Annotated in this window: 15 protein-coding genes; 6 read left to right on the forward strand and 9 right to left on the reverse strand. The window is 54.8% G+C overall.

Annotated features, from left to right (window positions below):
* Positions 1-17 precede the first annotated feature (17 nt).
* From MUU51_RS18780 to MUU51_RS18790, 3 genes are all read left to right on the forward strand, one after another.
* Positions 18-1319, forward strand: coding sequence for an MFS transporter (locus MUU51_RS18780; protein ID WP_159773504.1), 1302 nt, complete (start codon positions 18-20; stop codon positions 1317-1319).
* Positions 1320-1336: 17 nt separating this feature from the next.
* A complete protein-coding gene (locus MUU51_RS18785) occupies positions 1337-3703 on the forward strand; it encodes a glycoside hydrolase family 31 protein (protein WP_258968353.1) in 2367 nt (788 codons plus the stop codon).
* Between the two features lie 145 nt (positions 3704-3848).
* The gene (locus tag MUU51_RS18790) at positions 3849-4091 is read left to right on the forward strand and encodes a hypothetical protein (RefSeq protein WP_159773508.1); all 243 of its coding nucleotides are present in this window, start codon (positions 3849-3851) and stop codon (positions 4089-4091) included.
* A gap of 148 nt (positions 4092-4239) precedes the next feature.
* Here MUU51_RS18790 and MUU51_RS18795 read toward each other — a convergent pair whose 3' ends face one another.
* Both MUU51_RS18795 and MUU51_RS18800 read right to left on the reverse strand, forming a co-directional pair.
* Entirely contained in the window at positions 4240-4554 is a 315-nt protein-coding gene (locus tag MUU51_RS18795) for a hypothetical protein (protein WP_159773510.1), read from the reverse strand.
* 176 nt (positions 4555-4730) lie between these two features.
* Positions 4731-6326, reverse strand: a complete 1596-nt coding sequence (locus MUU51_RS18800) for an ABC-F family ATPase (protein WP_159773512.1) — start codon at positions 6324-6326, stop codon at positions 4731-4733.
* A gap of 228 nt (positions 6327-6554) precedes the next feature.
* On the opposite strand from MUU51_RS18800, the gene ldtB reads away from it, so the two are divergent.
* The gene (gene ldtB, locus MUU51_RS18805) at positions 6555-7475 is read left to right on the forward strand and encodes a L,D-transpeptidase (RefSeq protein WP_159773514.1); all 921 of its coding nucleotides are present in this window, start codon (positions 6555-6557) and stop codon (positions 7473-7475) included.
* 67 nt (positions 7476-7542) lie between these two features.
* On the opposite strand, the gene MUU51_RS18810 is transcribed toward ldtB, so the two are convergent.
* The 3 genes from MUU51_RS18810 to MUU51_RS18820 form a co-directional block, all read right to left on the reverse strand.
* Positions 7543-8256 carry a GntR family transcriptional regulator gene (locus tag MUU51_RS18810; protein ID WP_159773516.1) on the reverse strand — a complete coding sequence of 238 codons (714 nt, stop codon included), beginning with the start codon at positions 8254-8256 and terminating at the stop codon, positions 7543-7545.
* 2 nt (positions 8257-8258) lie between these two features.
* The gene (locus tag MUU51_RS18815; RefSeq protein ID WP_258968354.1) at positions 8259-9587 is read right to left on the reverse strand and encodes a PTS sugar transporter subunit IIC; all 1329 of its coding nucleotides are present in this window, start codon (positions 9585-9587) and stop codon (positions 8259-8261) included.
* A 79-nt stretch (positions 9588-9666) separates the two neighbouring features.
* Positions 9667-11040, reverse strand: coding sequence for a glycoside hydrolase family 1 protein (locus MUU51_RS18820; RefSeq protein WP_258968355.1), 1374 nt, complete (start codon positions 11038-11040; stop codon positions 9667-9669).
* A gap of 382 nt (positions 11041-11422) precedes the next feature.
* Here MUU51_RS18820 and MUU51_RS18825 point away from each other — a divergent pair, with 382 nt between their 5' ends.
* Together MUU51_RS18825 and MUU51_RS18830 are read left to right on the forward strand one after the other, a co-directional pair.
* Positions 11423-13111, forward strand: a complete 1689-nt coding sequence (locus MUU51_RS18825; RefSeq protein ID WP_159773522.1) for an arylsulfatase — start codon at positions 11423-11425, stop codon at positions 13109-13111.
* Between the two features lie 53 nt (positions 13112-13164).
* Positions 13165-14442: an anaerobic sulfatase maturase gene (locus MUU51_RS18830; RefSeq protein WP_159773524.1), complete on the forward strand. Its 1278-nt coding sequence runs from the start codon at positions 13165-13167 to the stop codon at positions 14440-14442.
* Positions 14443-14508: 66 nt separating this feature from the next.
* On the opposite strand, the gene MUU51_RS18835 is transcribed toward MUU51_RS18830, so the two are convergent.
* The 4 genes from MUU51_RS18835 to MUU51_RS18850 all read right to left on the reverse strand — a co-directional run bounded on the left by MUU51_RS18835 (position 14509) and on the right by MUU51_RS18850 (position 19849).
* Positions 14509-15549: an aldo/keto reductase gene (locus MUU51_RS18835; RefSeq protein ID WP_159773526.1), complete on the reverse strand. Its 1041-nt coding sequence runs from the start codon at positions 15547-15549 to the stop codon at positions 14509-14511.
* 108 nt (positions 15550-15657) lie between these two features.
* On the reverse strand, positions 15658-17184 hold the full coding sequence (locus tag MUU51_RS18840) for an efflux transporter outer membrane subunit (RefSeq protein WP_159773528.1): 1527 nt from the start codon (positions 17182-17184) through the stop codon (positions 15658-15660).
* A 2-nt stretch (positions 17185-17186) separates the two neighbouring features.
* Positions 17187-18758: a DHA2 family efflux MFS transporter permease subunit gene (locus tag MUU51_RS18845; protein ID WP_159773530.1), complete on the reverse strand. Its 1572-nt coding sequence runs from the start codon at positions 18756-18758 to the stop codon at positions 17187-17189.
* Positions 18755-19849, reverse strand: coding sequence for an HlyD family secretion protein (locus MUU51_RS18850; protein ID WP_159773532.1), 1095 nt, complete (start codon positions 19847-19849; stop codon positions 18755-18757). The genes MUU51_RS18845 and MUU51_RS18850 overlap by 4 nt, the downstream gene beginning before the upstream one ends.
* Positions 19850-19904: the final 55 nt, after the last annotated feature.

The raw sequence follows: 19904 nt of genomic DNA on the forward strand, positions 1-19904 counted from the left end.
GTCTTGTGGAGAATTCTATGAGCCAAGGTATTAATAACGATATGACGGCCAGCAAATCGCGCCGCGTAGTGAAAAATCTGCGCTGGTGGGTATTGGTCCTTTTCCTTCTGGGCGTCACCGTTAACTACATTACACGCAACTCGTTGGGCATCCTTGCGCCTGAGCTCGAAAAAGAACTCGGGATCAATAGTGCGCAATACTCTTATATTGTCGGCGCGTTCCAGCTCGCCTATACCATTTTCCAGCCGCTGTGTGGCTGGTTGATTGACGTTATCGGCCTCAAACTCGGCTTTATGATTTGTGCGACGCTGTGGGCAATCGCCTGTATCGCCCACGCCGGGGCCGGAAGCTGGCTGCACATGGCGATACTGCGCTTTGGGATGGGCGCGTCAGAGGCGGCAGCCACACCTGCCAATGCCAAAACAATCGGCGAATGGTTCCCGAAATCTGAACGCCCCGTCGCCGCCGGTTGGGCCGGGGTCGGCTTCTCTATTGGCGCGATGTTAGCCCCGCCTATCATCTACTTTGCTCACGCCTCTTTCGGCTGGCAGGGTGCGTTTATGTTTACCGGTTTTCTCGCCCTGGTATGGGTCGCGTTGTGGTGGGTCTTCTACCACAATCCGGAACAACACCCGAATCTGAGCAAAGAAGAGCTGGCATTCATTCAGCAGGACAATGAGCCACCGGCCGTTAAGCTGCCATTCCTCAAAGCCTTGGGCAACATCAGTAAAAACAAACGCTTCTACGGCATCGCGATCCCGGCCTTTATGGCAGAACCTGCCTGGGCGGTGATGAGTTTCTGGGTGCCGCTGTATCTGGCAAAAACCTACGGCATGGAACTCAAGCAAATTGCCCTCTTCGCCTGGCTGCCGTTCCTTGCTGCGGACCTCGGCAGCGTCGCCAGCGGCTATTTGACCAAACTGTATGTGCGCGTGTTCGGCTGCACTCGCATCAATTCCGTGGTCGCCTCCTCCGTTTCCGGCGCGTTCCTGATGCTGTCGCTGGCGATGATGGCGTTCACTACCAATCCCTACGTGGCAATTGCCCTGATCTCCATCGGCGGTTTCGGCCACCAGATAATCTCCTGCATGTTGAGCGCCCTGGTGGTTGAGTCATTCGACAAAGGCCAGATGGCGACGGTGAACGGCATGCGTGGTTCCGCCGCGTGGATCGCAAGCTTCGTCTTCTCGCTGATTATTGGGGTCACTGCCGACAAAATCGGCTTTAACCCGCTGTTTATCGCCATGGGGTTCTTCGACCTGATTGGCGCTGTTTTCCTGGTTGCATTTATTGCTGAACGTCGCGCCAAGCGCGCCTGATAACAGGTTTGATTATTATGAAAACGCTTAAACACTGGACATTCGAAAAACAATCCGCTCATCACGTTGAGCTGCTGGTCGACGGGCAACACACCCTGGGCCTGTACATGCTGGAAGAAAATCTGTTCCGCGTACTGCTCAAACGTCAGGGTAAACTGGCCCTTGATAAAACCTGGAGCATTGCGCCTGACCAGGACGTACCGTGGGAAGGCCGCTCTCGTGAGGATATTTCCGGGTTCAGCCTGCCATCGTGGACACTCGATAAACAGACCGACAAACTGACCATCAGCACCTCACAGCTTCGCGTGACGGTTCATCAGCCGCTATGGCTCGAGTGGCATTACCGTAATGACACGGGCGAATGGCAATACCTGACCGGCGACCGTCCGACCAGCGCCTATCTGGTGAACGCCCACGGCGATGGCGTGGCCCACTATCTGAAGCGTCAGAAAGACGAGCGCTTCTACGGCCTCGGCGAAAAATCAGGTGATTTACAGCGCACCGGCAAACGTTTTGAAATGCGTAACCTCGATGCGATGGGCTATAACGCCGCCAGCACCGACCCACTGTACAAACACATCCCGTTCACCATCACCCGCCGTGATGATGTAAGCGTCGGCTTGTTCTATGACAACCTGAGCAGCAGCTGGCTTGACCTCGGTAACGAGCTCGACAACTATCACACCGCCTACCGCCGCTGGCAGGCAGAAGCCGGTGATATCGACTATTACCTGTTCACCGGCAAACGCGTGCTGGATATCACCAAAGCCTTCGTGCGTCTGACCGGGAAAACGCTGTTTGGCCCGAAATGGAGCCTGGGCTACAGCGGTTCAACCATGCATTACACTGATGCGCCGGATGCGCAAAACCAGCTGATGAACTTTATTCGCCTGTGCGACGAACACGCTATTCCGTGCGATTCTTTCCAGCTGTCGTCCGGCTACACCTCGATTAATGGCAAGCGCTACGTGTTCAACTGGAATTACGACAAAGTGCCGCAGCCGAAAGTGATGAGTCAGGCGTTCCATGACGCAGGCCTCAAGCTGGCGGCCAACATTAAGCCGTGCCTGTTGCAGGATCACCCGCGCTATAACGAAGTGGCGGAAAAAGGGTTGTTCGTGCGTGATTCCGATGCGAATGCGCCAGAACGTTCGGTATTCTGGGACGATGAAGGCTCACATCTCGATTTCACCAATCCGGCGACCGTGGCCTGGTGGCAGGCAGGTGTGACCAGCCAATTGCTGGAAATGGGCATAGACTCAACCTGGAATGATAACAACGAATACGAAGTGTGGGACGGCGAAGCCCGCTGCCACGGTTTCGGGAAGGAAATTGCGATCAAGCATGTGCGCCCGGTGATGCCGCTGCTGATGATGCGCGCCTCAATGGAAGCGCAGCAGCGTTTCGCGCCAGAAAAACGTCCGTACCTGATTTCCCGTTCCGGCTGCGCCGGGATGCAGCGCTACGTACAAACCTGGAGCGGTGACAACCGCACCAACTGGCAGACGCTGCGCTACAACACCCGCATGGGCGTGGGTATGAGTCTGTCCGGCCTGTTTAACGTCGGTCACGATGTCGGTGGTTTCTCGGGCGATAAGCCCGACGCTGAGCTGTTCGTGCGCTGGGTGCAAAACGGCGTGATGCATCCGCGCTTTACCATTCATTCGTGGAATGACGACCAGACCGTTAACGAACCGTGGATGTATCCGGGCATCACCCCGGCAATTCGTGGCGCGATTGAGCTGCGTTATCGTCTGCTGCCGTATCTCTACACCCTGCTGTGGCAGGCGCACGCCGACGACGAGCCGATGCTGCGCCCGACGTTCCTCGATCACGAACACGATGCGCAGACCTTTGAAGAGTGCGATGACTTTATGCTGGGCCGCGACCTGCTGGTTGCAAGCGTTGTTGAAGAAGGTCAGCGTCAGCGTGCACTCTGGCTACCTGACAACGAAACCGGTTGGTACGATTTCTACACCGGTGAGTGGTTCTCCGGGGGGCAGCAGATTACCGTCGATGCGCCGCTGGAAAAACTGCCGCTACTTGTGCGCGCAGGTGCAGGTTTACCGCTGAGCGATCGCATTAAACATGTTAAGCCAGAAACCGACACCAGCCGCGAGCTGAAACTGTTCCCGCTGAAAGGTGTGGGCCGCGACCGCGGTATGTTGTTTGAAGATGACGGCGAAACCTGGGGCTATAAAGAGGGCAACGCACTGTGGCTGGAGTGGGAAATGGAATGCTCCGCCAGCACCATCAATTTGACGTTCAATCCGCGCGGGGATTACCGCCCGGCATGGCAAGCCTTGCAGGTGACTTTACCGGCGGGCGAAAAACGTCAGTTGCGGATTAACGGCGAAGCCGTCAGCGAGTGGCGTCTGATGTAATCTTTGCGAGGCCGCTCCCACCCGGGAACGACGGTGTAAAGCATGTCTATCTGTAACAAAGTACGCCACGGGTGTAATCACTCGTGGCGTTTTTTATGCGCCGGTTATAACGTAAGAGTGCCCTTCCCCTAGCGGAATTAATACAATGAAAGTACTGGCTGCTGTTGTTGTTGCATTAACTCTCTGTTCCACCAGCGCGATGGCATTTCAGGAAAAGCCTTCGCCTGAAATCGCTGCGACGTCGGGTACAACGAAACCCACGGCCATCAGTCGTTTTTCTGGCGATGATAACGACGGTACGATTGTCCAGGCTTACGGGCCGGGAACCTTCACCAGCGCGCCGACAACCAGCAACGGTTATCCCGTTCCTGTGCCTCATCATCACTAAATATCGTTCGCCATACCCTGCCACGGCAGGGTATGTTTATTTCACACCGCAGCAATCAGAAACCCTATCAGTACACAGTACAGCGTCAAATTCAGCAGGGTCAGAACGATAATCATCGCAGTACCTCTCCGGTCAGGTCACCCGGTTTTTAATTGTTAGCCATCATCAAGCGAATAAAAGCCAGTACGGCGACGCTACAGATAATCCAGTTACGGATGCCGGTCAGGAGCGCGACCCGCTGTTGAAGGTTGGCCTGTGCACTCCGTCGACGGCTGTGCGACAGACATTCCTGGATGACATCGTTGCGGGTGATATTGCGCAGCACTTTGTTGCCAATAACCTGCTCCTGCGCGTCCATGTCGGTCACGCTTATCGTCACATAGTAAACCTGCGCAGTTTCCCGCACGTGGTAACGATAGAGGGTTGTTTCGGCCCCGCTTGTATAAAACGAAAACTCTCTCATAGCCCCTCCTGCAACTGAAAATTCAGCCGCTATTTCTCCATATAATTGTGCAGAAATAATGGCGAGATTATGGGTTCGGAGAGTTGTTGCAGAAAGGTTGATAAAAGTGGACGGCGCGTATTGCCGAAGAAGGGAGAAAAACACCCCGGCGACAGGCGCGCCGGGGTGACTGATGCTTAGTCGTCGATACCTTTGCTGCGCAGGTAATCTTCATAGTTACCGCTGAAATCAATCACGCGCTCTGGCGTAATTTCGATAACGCGGGTTGCCAGTGAAGAGACAAACTCACGGTCATGGGAAACGAAAATCAGGGTGCCCTGATACATTTCCAGCGCCATGTTCAGCGATTCAATGGATTCCATATCCAGGTGGTTGGTGGGTTCATCCATTACCAGAATGTTTGGTTTTTCCATCATCAGCTTACCGAACAGCATACGACCCTTCTCACCACCGGAGAGCACTTTCGCCGGTTTTTTGATGTCGTCCTGGCTGAACAGCAAACGGCCGAGGAAGCTGCGTACAACCTGCTCGTCGTCGCCTTCCTGCTTCCACTGGCTCATCCAGTCGAACACGCTGAGATCGTTTTCGAATTCGTATTCGTGGTCCTGGGCGTAATAACCAATTTTGGCATTTTCAGACCACTTCACGGTACCGCTGTCCGGTGTTAAATCACCAACCAGGGTTTTCAGCAGGGTAGATTTACCCACGCCGTTGGTCCCGAGGATAGCCAGCTTCTCGCCCACTTCCATCAGCAGTTTGACGTTTTTGAACAGCGGGCCGTTATCGAAGCCTTTGGTCAGGTTTTCCACTTCCAGTGCGTTACGGAACAGTTTCTTGTCCTGCTCGAAGCGCATGAATGGGTTCTGACGGCTGGAGGCTTTCACTTCGTCCAGCTTGATTTTATCAATCTGACGAGCGCGAGACGTTGCCTGACGCGATTTGGAGGCGTTAGCACTGAAGCGGCTGACGAAAGATTGCAGGTCAGCAATCTGTGCCTTTTTCTTGGCGTTGTCAGACAACAGACGCTCACGCGCCTGGGTGGCCGCAGTCATGTACTCATCGTAGTTGCCCGAGTAAACGCGCAGCTCGCCGTAGTCCAGATCCGCCATGTGCGTACAAACCATGTTCAGGAAGTGACGGTCGTGCGAGATGATGATCATGGTGCTGTTGCGCTCGTTGAGCACGCTTTCCAGCCAGCGAATGGTGTCGATGTCCAGGTTGTTCGTCGGTTCATCGAGCAGCAGAATGTCTGGGTTTGCAAACAGCGCCTGGGCCAGTAACACACGCAGCTTCCAGCCTGGCGCGACTTCACTCATCGGACCGTAATGCTGTTCCAGTGGAATGCCAACACCGAGAAGCAGTTCACCGGCGCGGGACTCCGCGGTGTAACCGTCCATTTCGCCGTAGGTGACTTCGAGGTCAGCCACTTTATAACCGTCTTCTTCGGTCATTTCAGCGAGGCCGTAAATACGATCGCGTTCCTGCTTCACTTCCCACAGCTCGGCGTGACCCATAATAACGGTATCAAGCACGGTGAACTCTTCGAAGGCGAACTGATCCTGACGCAGCTTACCGATGCGTTCGTTTGGATCGAGAGAAACGTTGCCGAGGGTCGGATCTAAGTCGCCCCCCAAAATTTTCATGAAGGTGGATTTACCGCTTCCGTTAGCGCCAATCAGGCCGTAACGGTTGCCGCCGCCAAATTTGACGGAGATGTTTTCAAATAGCGGCTTACTGCCGAACTGCATGGTGACGTTGCTGGTAACTAACACGGGCGTATCCTAAAAGATGTGACTAACGGCCTATTTTGCCACAATTGGGAATAAAAATCGCCTTGCACGTGCAGACACTAAACTGTCAGCATTAAGCCAGAGGGTGAAAAAAATGTGATTTCGTCCACATCTGATTTCCCTGCGGCGTGGAATGCACATATAATGCGCTCCCATTAAGGGTTCCATTTCTCTAACAACAGCCTGCGTGGCACCGATACTTCGTATAAAATGAAAATGAAAATATCTACGCTTTTCGCGGCAGCTCTTGCCGTTATGGGCTTTTGCAATACTGCATCTGCTGTGACCTATCCTCTGCCAACCGACGGTAGCCGTCTGATTGGTCAGAACCAGGTCATCACAATCCCTGATGAGAACAAGCAGCCGCTCGAGTATTTCGCTGCGCAGTATCAGATGGGTCTGTCCAACATGACCGAAGCCAACCCGGGTATTGACGTGTATCTGCCGAAAGGCGGTAGCGTGTTGAATATTCCGCAGCAGCTGATCCTGCCAGATACCCCGCATGAAGGTATCGTTATCAACAGTGCGGAAATGCGTCTGTATTACTACCCAGCGGGTACAAATACCGTGATCGTTCTGCCAATCGGTATCGGTCAGTTGGGTAAAGATACGCCGATCAATTGGGTCACTAAAGTTGAACGTAAGAAAGCGGGCCCAACCTGGACGCCGACTGCAAAAATGCATGCTGAATACGCTGAAGCCGGTAACCCGCTGCCAGCCGTTGTGCCTGCGGGCCCGGACAACCCTATGGGTCTGTACGCGCTGTATATCGGCCGTCTGTATGCTATTCACGGGACCAACGCCAACTTCGGTATCGGCCTGCGCGTGAGCCACGGCTGTGTGCGTCTGCGTAACGACGACATCAAATTCCTGTTCCAGAACGTGCCAGTCGGTACGCGCGTACAGTTTATTGATGAGCCGGTTAAAGCAACCACTGAGCCAGACGGTAGCCGCTACATTGAAGTTCACAACCCGCTATCTACCACCGATGCACAGTTTACTGGTGGTGAAGTGGTGCCAATTACGCTGAACAAATCGGTTCAGACGGTAACGGGTCAGGCAGATGTGGATACCAATGTGGTAGACCAGGCCGTACAGGATCGTTCCGGGATGCCAGTTCGTCTGAACTGATAACCGGATAAAGAGCACAAAAAAGGCGGATTGAAAAATCCGCCTTTTTTTATGGCTGCTGCTTTGATTAACCGTTATTCACAATCACAATCCCACCGTGATCGTAGCGATAATGACAATGGGCATACTCCAGCGGCGTGCCGTCCTCCAGATAAATCACCTGCTCGACTTCCAGCACCGGGTCACCCGCTTCGCAGATTAAATGCTGCTGCTCCAGTTCGCCCGGTTTGATGGCGCGCACCACGCGATACGACCCCATAATCTTTAGCCCCAGAGTTTCGACATACTGAAACACCGAGCTTTCCAGATGGCCTTTATTCAGACCGGGTACCAGGTTCACTGGCATAACCGTCGCATCCAGTGACATCGGTTCGTTGTTCAGCAGACGCAAACGGACAAAATCGTAGACCGGCGCATCGGCGTTAATCAGCAGCGACGATTGCTCTTTTTCGGTGGGAAAACGCAGGTCGAACCGCACTACCTGGCTACTGACCGTGCCCAGATGCTCCCAGGTTTTGGTCGCACCAAAATAGTCGGTACCGGGCAAATCCCACTGTGAAAGCTGGAGGAAATTCTTGCGCACAAAAGTGCCCTGTCCCTGACGCGTGTAAATCAGCCCTTCGACGATCAGCTGGCGAATCGCCTGCTGGATAGTCATGCGGCTGGTTTGAAATTCAGCCGCAAGTGCAAATTGATCGGGTAACGGTGAGCTGGCGGGATAGCGCTGGCTGATAATCCGCTTCTTAATTTCCCGCGCGATAGTAAGATATTTCGCCGCCATTGTTACGCATCCTGGTCATTTATCCCATTGTTTCTTAAGGCCACTCGCTCTGAAATTTTGAGGAAAGGCAGGTAGAAGAATACACCAAAGACAATGATTATCAACTGGACCACGACCGCCCTCCAGTCCCCTGCCGTCGCCAGCCAGGCGCTGAGCACCGGCGGTGTTGTCCAGGGGATCATCACCACGCAGCGCGACATTAATCCGAGCGTGGTACAGACCCAGGCGAAGAAAATACCGATGGCGGGCAGCAGTACAAACGGGATCATCAGCGGCACGTTGAACACAATCGGTAGTCCGAAAATTACCGGCTCGTTGATGTTAAATAGGCCCGGCGTTATCGCCAGCCGTGCCACCTGCTTCGACGCTTTCTGACGCGAGAACAGGAAGATGGCAATCAGCAGCGAAATGGTGCTGCCGGTTCCGCCCACCATGCCGAAGGTCGGCACGAAAATGTTGTTGATGATATGCGGAATCGGCTGCCCTGCGGCGTAGGCCAGCATGTTCTCGTTGGTGTTAATCAGCAAGAACGGCTCCAGTACCACGCTGTTCACCACCGACTGGTGAATACCCAGCGTGAACAGGAAGTTGCCAAAACTGTAGATAAAAAGAGTGCCCGGCAGGCTGGTGTTGATCAACCGCAGCGGCTGCTGGATCAGCGTCGTTATCAGATGTATCAGGTCGGTGTGCAGCCAATTACTCAGCAGTGCTGCGAATACCGCAAACAGCGAAAGCGTGATAATTGTCGGCAGCAGCGATGAAAACGACTGGCTTACCGCAGGCGGCACGTTATCACCGAGATTGATTTCCAGCCGTTTAAACTGCGCAATGCGGATAAATATCTCCGTCGACAGCAAGCCAATAATCACCCCGGCGAAGATCCCGGTGGAACCGATGTTGGCGAAGGTCAAAATCGATGTCAGGCTCACCGCCACTTTGCCGCCAACCGGCACCATATCGACCTGCATCGGCATCATAATAATGAAACTGCACAGCGCAATGACGACGGCCGAAACCGGGTTACCAAAGTTTTTGTTACGCGCCAGCGACCACGCAATCATTGGCGCGATAAGCAGCGCGGCAATGTTGAGCGTACCGTTGATAATCGCCTCCCCCCAGACCTTAAAACGCACTAACGTTTCGCCTTCAAAAATCCACGGGAACACCACGTTGTTCACCAGCACAGCAAGCCCTGCCAGAATAAATATTGGCATGACACCGGCAAACGCGTCGCGCAACGAGCGCAGGTGAACCTGGTTCGCGATGCGCGCCGAAAACTCCACGAAGCGATCGGTAAAAGACTGCATATTGGATGTAACGTTATCAGACATTTGCAGAGACCTTTTCTTCACTCACTCGTATCCCCGCCAACGTTCACGCTGACGGGGAGAAACCCGGCTGGCCCAGAGATTACATCTCGTCGCCGTTGCTGCGGATCGCCTGTTTCAACCATGCATAGCTTTTCTTCGGCACACGTTTTAAGTCTTTCAGATCGTGGTTATCGCGGTTGACGTACACCACGCCATAGCGCTTACGCATGTCGCCCTGCGAGCTGAGAATGTCGATTAGCCCCCAGCCGAGATAGCCAATCACCTCTGCACCATCCTCTAAGATTGCCTCTTTCATGGCGTTGATGTGGTCCCGGTGATAAGCGATGCGGTAGTCATCGGCGACAGGATTCTCGCCATCCCAGGATTCGATGACGCCAATGCCGTTTTCAATCGGGAACACTGGCATCCGCCAGTCGTTGTAATAACGGGTGATGATGCTGCGGAAGCCAAGCGGGTCGATTTGCCAGTTCCATTCGGTGGCTTTCAGATACGGGTTATTTTTATCGCCGTATTTCAGGTAATAGTTAACGTCGGTGCCTTCCGGAATCGGATCAGTATCCAGCGTGCGGCTGGCATAATAGCTGAACGCCATGTAGTCGTTTTTGTTGCGGGCAATCAGCGCTAAATCCTCTTCGCGATAGATATCATCGAAGCCTTCACGCTTCACCACCGCCATCACTTCCGGGCTGTAGCCTTCACCTGCATACACGCGCAGCAGGTTCTGGTTGAGGAATTCGTCATACTGCTGCGCACAGAAAATATCGCGCGGTTTGCAGGTCGCCGGGTAGATAAGCTGGTGTGCCAGCATGCCGCCCATCAGTTTACCGGGCTTGGTTTCGTGCAGATACTGCGTCAGCTGCACATGTGCCACCATGGTGTGATGCTGAATTTCGTACAGCTCGCGTAGGGTTTCTTCTCCGCGCAGATACCCTGAAATGCGGAACGCGATCGGCATGTGGAAAATGTTCTGCTCGTTGAAGGTCAGCCAGTACTTCACCTTGTCGCCGTAGCAGTCGATCATCTTTTGCCCGTAACGCACGAATGCATCCATTACCCGGCGGTCGTTAAAACCGTTGTACTCTTCGGCCAGCGCCAGCGGCATGTCGAAGTGATAGAGGCAAATCATTGGCTCGATGCCGCGAGCAATCAGGCCGTCGATGAAACGGTGATAAAACGCGATCCCTTCTTCGTTAAACGCGCCGTCACCGGTTGGGCATACGCGACTCCAGGCAATCTGGAAACGGTAGCAGTTCATGCCCAAATCCTGCATTAAATCAAAATCTTCTTCGAAGCGATGATACGAGTCAGTAGCCACTTTCCAGTCGGATGCAAACTCGCTCGGCTCACGAATGTCATACACCGATTTACCTTTACCGCCCTCGTTCCATGCCCCTTCGGTCTGCATGCTGGAAACCGAGTTACCCCACAAAAAATCCTTCGGTAGTTTCTTCATTGTCGCTCCCCGCCTATATGACTAGTCATTTAAATTTCATGACTAGTCATATAGAACTAAATGACAAATCAGGCAAAAGGCTTGTGTTGTTTTTGTGAGCAGATTCGAAAAGATAGTATTGCCACCATGGCGCTATTGCCTGTTTATCAATACTTCCTCAACGAACTGATATTTGTAGGCGGCGTGAATCGATCTCAGGCTCTACGCTTGCTTCATTGCGAAGAAAACAAAAAATTACAAATAACTCACAGTATTTTTACACAACTGTACTTCACTTCAATAGAGGTACTGGCCTCATAGCTCGCTTGAGCGTCCAGGATTTTGACAACCACCGCACGACGACCACCAACCACTGTTCAACAATAAGCAGAGGAACTATCAGATGAGAAAAAGCTGGAAAGGTGTTGGCGTCCTGGCGTTTGCCGCCGGTTCGCTAATCCGCACCGGAGGTGCGGTGGCAGAAGACCCAACGAATACGCCTGCTCCGCCCCCCGATAATAAGAAACCCAATATCATCCTGATTGTTTCGGATGATACGGGCTACGGCGATTTGGGAGTATATGGCGGTGGCCCAGGCCGCGGCATGCCAACGCCGAATCTCGATCGCATGGCGGATGAAGGGATGACCTTCTTCGATTTCTACGGTCAGCCTAGCTGTACACCGGGCAGGGCCGCCATGCAGACCGGACGCATTCCGAACCGTAGCGGGATGACGACCGTGGCCTTCCAGGGCCAAGGTGGCGGCCTGCCGAAAGAGGAGTGGACGCTGGCCTCGGTGCTGAAAACCGGGGGCTATAAAACCTTCTTCACGGGCAAATGGCACTTGGGTGAATCCGATTACGCCCTGCCAAATGCGCAGGGTTATGACGATATGCGCTACGTCGGGCTCTATCACCTGAACGCCTATACCTACGCCGATCCGAAGTGGTTCCCGGATATGGATCCGAAACTACGTGAGATGTTTGCGCGTGTTACCCGCGGTGCCCTGTCGGGTAAAGCCGGCGAAGCGCCACATGAAGATTTCAAAATCAACGGCCAGTATGTCAACACTCCGGTTATCGACGGTAAAGAAGGGGTGGTCGGTATTCCGTTCTTTGACCGCTATGTGGAAAAAGCGGCACTCGACTACCTGGATGCCAACAGCAAATCCAGTGAACCGTTCTTCATGAGCATTAACTTCATGAAAAACCACCAGCCAAACATGCCGGATCCTGACTACATCGGCAAATCAATGTCGAAGAGTAAGTACGCCGATTCGATGGTCGAAATGGATGCCCGCGTCGGGCATATCATGGATAAAATTCGTGAACTGGGTCTCGACAAAAACACCCTCGTGGTCTGGACCACCGATAACGGCGCCTGGCAGGATGTTTATCCTGATGCCGGTTATACCCCGTTCCGTGGTACCAAGGGAACCGATCGGGAAGGCGGTAGTCGCGTGCCCGCCATCGCCTGGTGGCCGGGTAAAATCAAAGATCACAGCCGCAACTATGACATCGTCGGCGGCCTGGATTTGATGGCAACGTTCGCCTCTCTGGCAGACATCAAATTGCCGACTGAGGATCGCGCCGGCAAACCGATGATTTTCGACAGCTATGACATCTCGCCAGTGCTGTTCGGGACCGGGAAAGATCCGCGCAATAGCTGGTTCTACTTTACCGAAGATGAACTCACCCCTGGGGCCGTTCGCGTTGGCAACTATAAGGCTGAGTTCAACCTCCGTGGAGACGATGGCGTGAAAACAGGCGGTCTGGCGGTTGATTCTAACCTCGGCTGGAAAGGACCATCGTCCTACGTTGCCACCGTGCCACAGATCTTTGACCTCTGGCAGGATCCGCAAGAACGCTACGATATCTTTATGAACAACTACACCGAGCATACCTGGACGCTGGTGACCTTTAATGAGGCGATCAAGAACCTGATGCAGACCTACGTTAAATATCCACCGCGTAAAAACCAGAGTGAGGGCTATTCCGGCCCGATTACCCTGAGCCAGTATGAGCGCGTACAGGGCGTACGCGAGCAACTGGAAAAACAGGGCTTCCAGATAGCCTTGCCGAGCGGCAACTGATGGCATCACCGGCCTCGTTTCGGGGCCGGATTTCTCATTTTTAAGGCCAGACTATGAAAGAGAGCACCACCCTGTCGTTGACCCCCCTGGTAAATGCCGGACGCTATTTGCCGCCATTAAAACGCCGTTACCATGTGATGGCCAAACCGTCTGGCTCCACCTGTAATCTCGACTGTAGCTACTGTTTTTATCTGCACAAAGAGCAGCTCCTGCACCAGGATCGCGACAAAGGGATGACCGATGAGGTGCTGGAGAACTTTATCCGACAGTACATCGCCACCCAGGACGGCGAAGAGATCATCTTCTCCTGGCAAGGCGGCGAACCGACGTTGATGGGGCTCGATTTCTTTCGCAAAGTGGTGGAGTTACAAAAGAAATACCAGCCAAAACATCAACGCATTGAAAACGATCTACAGACCAATGGTTTTCTGATTAACGATGAGTGGGCAGAGTTTCTCAAAGAACATCGCTTTCTGGTAGGCGTTTCGATTGATGGTCCGCGGGAACTGCATGACCGCTATCGTGTGACGCGCAGCGGCAAACCCACCTTTGACCGCGTAATGCGTGGTATCGAAACGCTGAAACGCCACGGGGTGTCGTTCAATACTCTGGTGGTCATCAACCGCGTCAATGCCCGCTTCCCGAAGGAGGTGTATCACTTTCTAACCGAGACCGTGGGTTCGACCTATATCCAGTTTATTCCCTGCGTGGAACCCGTGGAATTTAAGCATACCGCACCACAGTTCTGGCGCGATGACACAATTCCGATCACTGGCACGCGCCGGGCGCACCCTGGCGATCTGGACTCAATTGTCACCGACTGGTCAGTCGATCCGGACGACTGGGGCAGCTTCCTGATTGGCGCTTTTGAGGAGTGGGTGAATCACGATCTCGGCCGGGTACAGGTTAACGTGTTTGAAACGGCTGTGGTGCAGACCATGGGACTGCCAGCACAGCTGTGCGTCACCGCCGAATTTTGCGGAAAAGCACTGGCGATGGAGAAAAATGGCGACGTTTTCTCTTGCGATCACTATGTCTATCCGGAATATAAGCTCGGCAATATCCACAGGCAGTCGCTGGCACAAATGGTGTTTTCTGAACGCCAGCAGGCGTTTGGCATGGGCAAGAAAAATACCCTGCCTGAATACTGTAAAACTTGTCCTCACCTCAAACTTTGCTGGGGTGAGTGCCCAAAAAATCGCATCGTTCGTGCCCCCGATGGAGAAACCGGACTCAACTATCTCTGCCCTGGCCTGAAGGCATTTTTCAGTACCGCGAAACCGACGCTGGAAAAAATCGCAGCCATGATTCAGGCCTCTCCACCGCTATAAAAAAACCGGGTGGCCCCCTGGCCTACCCGGTTTTTATCCACGCCCCGGCACACCGCCGGGGACGTTTTATTGCTGTGCCAGCTGATTACGGCGGTATTCGCCCTGACGCTCCAGCATCCAGCCCGGATATTCACGTGGCAGCGCGCTGACCGCATCCAGCTGTTTCAGCTCGTCGTCCGTCAGACGGATCCCGGTCGCGGCGATGTTATCCGCCAGCTGATCCGGGCGTTTGGCCCCGATGATCACACTGCTGACCACCGGCTGATGCAGCAGCCACGCCAGGGCAATTTGTGCCACCGACACGCCTTTGCGTTCTGCGATGTCGCGCATTACGTCGATGCAATCGAAACCACGCGCTTTGTCTACCGGTGGGAAATCGAACTCCAGACGGCGTCCGCCCGCTTCGTTTTGTCCGTCACGACCGTATTTACCGCTGAGGAAACCGCCCGCCAACGGGCTCCAGACCATCAGCCCGACGCCTTCGCTTTGCATCATCGGCACCAGTTCACGTTCAAGATCACGCCCGGCAATGGTGTAATACGCCTGCAGTGAGGCAAAACGGGACAGGCCCAGACGCTCGGAAATGCCCAGCGCCTTCATGATTTGCCACGCCGACCAGTTCGACACTCCGATGTAGCGCACATGGCCGTGCTGCACGAGATTGTCCAGAGCATAAAGCGTCTCTTCTATCGGTGTGGCCGGGTCGAAGCCGTGCAGCTGAAACAGGTCGATATGATCGAGCTGCATCCGGCGCAGGCTCTCTTTAACGCTGTTGATGATGTGATAGCGCGAGCTGCCGCGCGAGTTCACACCCGCGGTGCCGGTTTCGCCAAACACTTTGGTCGCCACCACCACGTTTTCGCGTGGCACTTTGAGGTTTTTCAGCGCCTGGCCGGTGATCTCTTCCGAGCGCCCTTCCGAATAAACGTTGGCGGTATCGATAAAGTTGATGCCCGCATCCAGCGCGCTGCCAACCAGCCGCTCGGCGTCCGCCTGCTGCAGTTGGCCGATTTTGCCCCACATTCCGCCTTCGCCGCCGAACGTCATGGTGCCAAGGCACAGTTCGGACACAAACAGACCGGTATTGCCTAATTTCTGGTAACGCATAACTTTCTCCTCAGGGGATGTCGTTGGTGTGTGTCGTATAGTTATAACCACACGCCTGCGTTTGCGAATGGGGCGATCCTGCCCGTTTCTTGCCCAATTCTCTGAACCTTAACCGCGAGGTGCATCGCCGAATACCGAATACGCCGGCAGATGCACGTCCTGATACGTTTCCCAGCCGCCGCCCAGGGCTTTATACAGGGCAACTAAATCGATGCGACTTTGCACCTGCGCCTGAGCGTGCTGCTGCTCCGCCTGCGCCAGCTGTCGCTGCGCATCAAGCACGTCAATGAACGTCGCGAGCCCCTGTTTGTAGCTGTCACTGGCGAGGTTAAAGGCGCTTTGCAACGCATCAATCGTGCGCTGCAATGCCTGTTCTTGTTTCTGATCGCTGCGATAGCTTACCAGCGAATTCTCCACGTCGCCGAGCGCCGTCAGCACGGTTTGCCGATACTGAAGCACCTGCGCGCCTTGCTGCGCCCGCGCCAGTTTGACGCTGGAGACCAGTCGTCCGCCCTGGAAAATGGGAATCGAAATCTGCGGGCCGACGCTGTAGAAATGGCTGCTCCAGTCGGTGAGCCAGTTGGTTTCGGTATTACGCAAACCAAACTGGCCGTTCAGCGTCAGGCTGGGGAACAGTTCTGCCACAGAGACACCAATTTGCGCCGTGGCGGCATGTAAATTGGCTTCGGCTTCGCGCACGTCCGGACGGCGGCGCGCCAGGGTCGACGGGATGCCGGTTTGCACCACGTCAGGTAAGTTCGGCAGCGGCTGCGGGGTGCGCAGTTCGCCATCCAGCGCGCCCGGCGGTTTGCCGAGCAGAATAGCCAGCGCGTTCATCGCCTGTCGTTCCTGCGCTTCATACTGTGGGAGTTGCGCTTCAAGATTTCCCAGCTGTGCGCGGGCGTTTTCGACGTCCATCTGCGGCGACAGCCCACCCTTCTGTCGGCTTTGCGTCAGCTCCAGGGTTTCCTGGGCGCTGGCTATCTGCGTATTCATGGTTGCCATAATGCTCTGCGTGCCACGCAGCTGGAGCCAGGCGCGGGCGACTTCCGCCTCCAGCGACACCAGCGCATCGTTGCGCTGTTCAATTGCCGCCTGCTGTTGCGCTTTCGCCGCTTCGACCTGACGCCGTACTTTTCCCCACAAATCGAGTTCCCACTGCGCGTCAAAGCTGCCCTGATAGAGGTGAATCGGCTCGGTCAGCGGCTGTAACGCGCCTTTCAAATCCGGGTCAACATTATCAATCTGGCTATAGACGCCCTGAGAGTTCAGCTCGCCTTCAACACCCAACTGCTGGCGCGTGGCCTGCAAATTCCCGTTCACCGACGGGAAGAACGCGCCGTTGGCTTGATTGAGCTGTTCACGCGCCCCGGCGATACGCAGCGCGGTTTGTTGCAGCGAGAGATTGCCGATGATCGCCCTCTCAATCAGGCTGTTGAGTTCGGCTGAATTGAACGTCGTCCACCAGCGCGTATTCACCGCCTGGGTCGCGGTTTTCGAGGCCGCCGCGTTGTCTCCGGGATCATTCCAGTGCGACGGCGTTTTCGGCTGCGGTGACAGGTAATCCGGCCCGACGGAGCAACCCGCCAGCAGTAATGCGATTCCGGACAGGGCAAAAGGTATGCTTCTGTACATCGTCAGTGTGCTCCTGCGCTGCCTTCGCTCTTAATTGGCGAAAGCAGTAAACAAAACGGGATCAGGCATAGCGCCACCACGCTCAAAAGAGTAAACACATCGACATAGGCCAGAAATCGGGACTGAGCGATGAGCTGCTTATACATTTGTCCCCCGGCCAGACTCAGCGGGTCACCCACCTGAGTCGTGAAATTGCGGATAGCCTCCGCGACCTCTTTTAGCGTCAACTGGAAAGATTCGTTAAACGGCGTGGCGTTATAGGCCAGATAGGCGCTGTGTGTTTGCGCGCGTTCGGTGATAGCTGCAGTAGAAAGCGAAATCCCCACCGATCCCGCCACGTTACGGAACATAGTGAACAGCGCTGCGGCATCGGCATTGAGCCGACGTGGTATGGAGACAAAGGCAATAGTGGTCAGCGGCACAAACAGGAATCCCAGTCCTAATGATTGGGCGCACCGGAACAAGACCAGCGTTTCAAAATCGATAGCGGGCGTCAGATTTCGCGACCAGAAGAAGGACACCGCCAGCAGAGTAAAACCAAAAGCGATTATCCAGCGGGTCTGCACGATCGGCATCAGCTTGAGCACCAGCGGAATGGTGAGCACGATAAGCACCGCCCCCGGCGACATCACCAGCCCCGACCAGGTGGCGGTGTAGCCTAAATCCTGCTGAGCGAGCTGAGGGATAACCACCGAACTGCCGTACAGGATCATCGCCATGCCCGCCATCAGCAGGCAGGAAATTGCAAAGTTACGATCCGCCATACAGCGTAAATCCACCACCGGTTTGCGGGCGTAAAGCAGCCAGTAAATTGCCCCGACGATGCCAATCAGCGTCAGCACCGCAAAAGTGATAATAAAGTTCGAGTGGAACCAGTCGTCGTCTTCACCTCTGTCGAGCATCACCTGCAAACAGCCCAGCCCCAGCGCAATAAGTCCGATTCCGGTCCAGTCGATGCTGGCTTTACCTTCGGCTTTTTTCTCCCACGGCGGGTCTTCAAGCAGCTGATACACCGCCAGCACCGTCAGGATCCCGACCGGGATATTGATAAAGAACACCCAGCGCCAGGAGTAGCTGTCGGTTATCCAGCCGCCGAGGGTGGGGCCCATCACCGGGGCGACAATAATCGCTATCGACGACAGGCCGAACGCCTTGCCACGGTCTTCCGGTTTGAAATAATCAAGCAGTACCGACTGCTGCGTGGGCTGTAAGCCGCCGCCGAAGAATCCCTGCATCACGCGGAAAAGAATGATTTGCCACAGCTCGGTGGCGATGCCACACAGAAACGAACAGAGGGTGAACATCACGATGCAGATCATGAAGAACTGTTTGCGTCCGAGCAGGCGGCTTAAGAAGGCTGAAATCGGCAGCACGATACCGTTCGCCACCAGATAACTGGTTAACACCCACGTGGATTCGTCGTAGCTGGCCGACAGTGACCCGGCGACGTGGGGCAGCGCCACGTTGACGATGGTGGTGTCGAGAATTTCCATAAACACCGCGAGGGTGACGACGATCGCCACCGCCCACGGATTGCTGGCCGGCCGCCAGTTGTCATGGCTGCTGTCCGTCATTCCACCGTAACCTTCGGCTCAACAGACAGGCCCAGCGGTAACGGATGATTCGCATCCAGACCTTTATCAATCACGATTTTCACTGGCACGCGCTGAACGATTTTTACGTAGTTACCGGTGGCATTTTCTGCCGGGAAGGCGGAGAACTTCGCCCCACTACCCTGTTGAATACTGTCCACGTGTCCTTCCAGTTCTATGTCCGGCCACGCATCGACCGACACGCTGACTTTATTCCCCGGTTTCATTCTTTCAAGCTGAGACTCTTTAAAGTTGGCGGTTATCCATACGTCCGTTGAAACCAGAGAAAACAGCGCCGTGCCCGCCTGCACCAAAGTGCCGTTTTGCACATTACGCCTGGTGACAAAGCCGTCAAACGGAGCGCGCACTTCGGTATAAGAAAGATTCAGATCCGCCGTTTCCAGCTGGGCTTTGGCCTGATCGACCTGACGCTCACGCGCCTCAACGTTAGTTTCCTGCTGACGGATTTGCAGCTGCACCTGATCGGCCACTTCCAGCTGTGCCCTGGCGCTGGCTAATCCTGCCTGAGCGCTGCGCAGTTGTGCATTCGCCGAATCGATATTCTGTTGCGTGGTCGCCCGCGGATCGACGCCGCGCTGACGACGGTAGGACGCTTCGGCGTTGGCCATATCAGCCTGCGCCTTCAGCACCTGCGCGCGCGCTTCATCGCGCTGAGCGGGATATTGCACTTTTGACAGCGCCAGCTGCGCCTGCGCCTGATGGAGCTGCGCCACCGCCAGCCCCAACTGGGCTTTCGCCTGATCTCGCTGGGCGGTGTTATCCCGAGGATCGATAACCACCAACAGATCGCCTTTCTTCACCCGCTGGTTATCGGACACTTTCAGCTCGGTCACGTAACCTGCGGCTTTCGGCGCGATAGTCACCGCGTTGCCGTCGGTGAACGCATCGTCAGTCGTTTCCTCATTGCGGGTCAAAAACCACCACACCAGCGCAATGATCAGCATCACCACGACCACAATCCCCAGAATGATTAACGGCTTCTTTCCGGGTTTCTTGCTAGTGGGGGTCTCATTATTTTGTTCTTTTTCAGAAGGGGCGTTCGTCTCTGCCATAGCGTCACAACGGTCCTGTAGGTTAACGGCGTAACACATTCGCCGTTCACTAAAC

Source organism: Scandinavium manionii (genome assembly GCF_024764775.1).
In the GTDB taxonomy this organism is placed as follows: Bacteria; Pseudomonadota; Gammaproteobacteria; order Enterobacterales; family Enterobacteriaceae; genus Scandinavium; species Scandinavium manionii.

Bases quoted from the DNA above. Each gene is read 5' to 3' on its own strand.
- MUU51_RS18785 (WP_258968353.1), top strand. From the start codon at position 1,337: ATGAAAACGCTTAAACACTGGACATTCGAAAAACAATCCGCTCATCAC.
- MUU51_RS18830 (WP_159773524.1), top strand. From the start codon at position 13,165: ATGAAAGAGAGCACCACCCTGTCGTTGACCCCCCTGGTAAATGCCGGA.
- MUU51_RS18790 (WP_159773508.1), top strand. From the start codon at position 3,849: ATGAAAGTACTGGCTGCTGTTGTTGTTGCATTAACTCTCTGTTCCACC.
- MUU51_RS18815 (WP_258968354.1), bottom strand. From the start codon at position 9,587: ATGTCTGATAACGTTACATCCAATATGCAGTCTTTTACCGATCGCTTC.
- MUU51_RS18795 (WP_159773510.1), bottom strand. From the start codon at position 4,554: ATGAGAGAGTTTTCGTTTTATACAAGCGGGGCCGAAACAACCCTCTAT.
- MUU51_RS18840 (WP_159773528.1), bottom strand. From the start codon at position 17,184: ATGTACAGAAGCATACCTTTTGCCCTGTCCGGAATCGCATTACTGCTG.
- ldtB (WP_159773514.1), top strand. From the start codon at position 6,555: ATGAAAATGAAAATATCTACGCTTTTCGCGGCAGCTCTTGCCGTTATG.
- MUU51_RS18850 (WP_159773532.1), bottom strand. From the start codon at position 19,849: ATGGCAGAGACGAACGCCCCTTCTGAAAAAGAACAAAATAATGAGACC.
- MUU51_RS18810 (WP_159773516.1), bottom strand. From the start codon at position 8,256: ATGGCGGCGAAATATCTTACTATCGCGCGGGAAATTAAGAAGCGGATT.
- MUU51_RS18845 (WP_159773530.1), bottom strand. From the start codon at position 18,758: ATGACGGACAGCAGCCATGACAACTGGCGGCCGGCCAGCAATCCGTGG.
- MUU51_RS18820 (WP_258968355.1), bottom strand. From the start codon at position 11,040: ATGAAGAAACTACCGAAGGATTTTTTGTGGGGTAACTCGGTTTCCAGC.
- MUU51_RS18780 (WP_159773504.1), top strand. From the start codon at position 18: ATGAGCCAAGGTATTAATAACGATATGACGGCCAGCAAATCGCGCCGC.
- MUU51_RS18825 (WP_159773522.1), top strand. From the start codon at position 11,423: ATGAGAAAAAGCTGGAAAGGTGTTGGCGTCCTGGCGTTTGCCGCCGGT.
- MUU51_RS18835 (WP_159773526.1), bottom strand. From the start codon at position 15,549: ATGCGTTACCAGAAATTAGGCAATACCGGTCTGTTTGTGTCCGAACTG.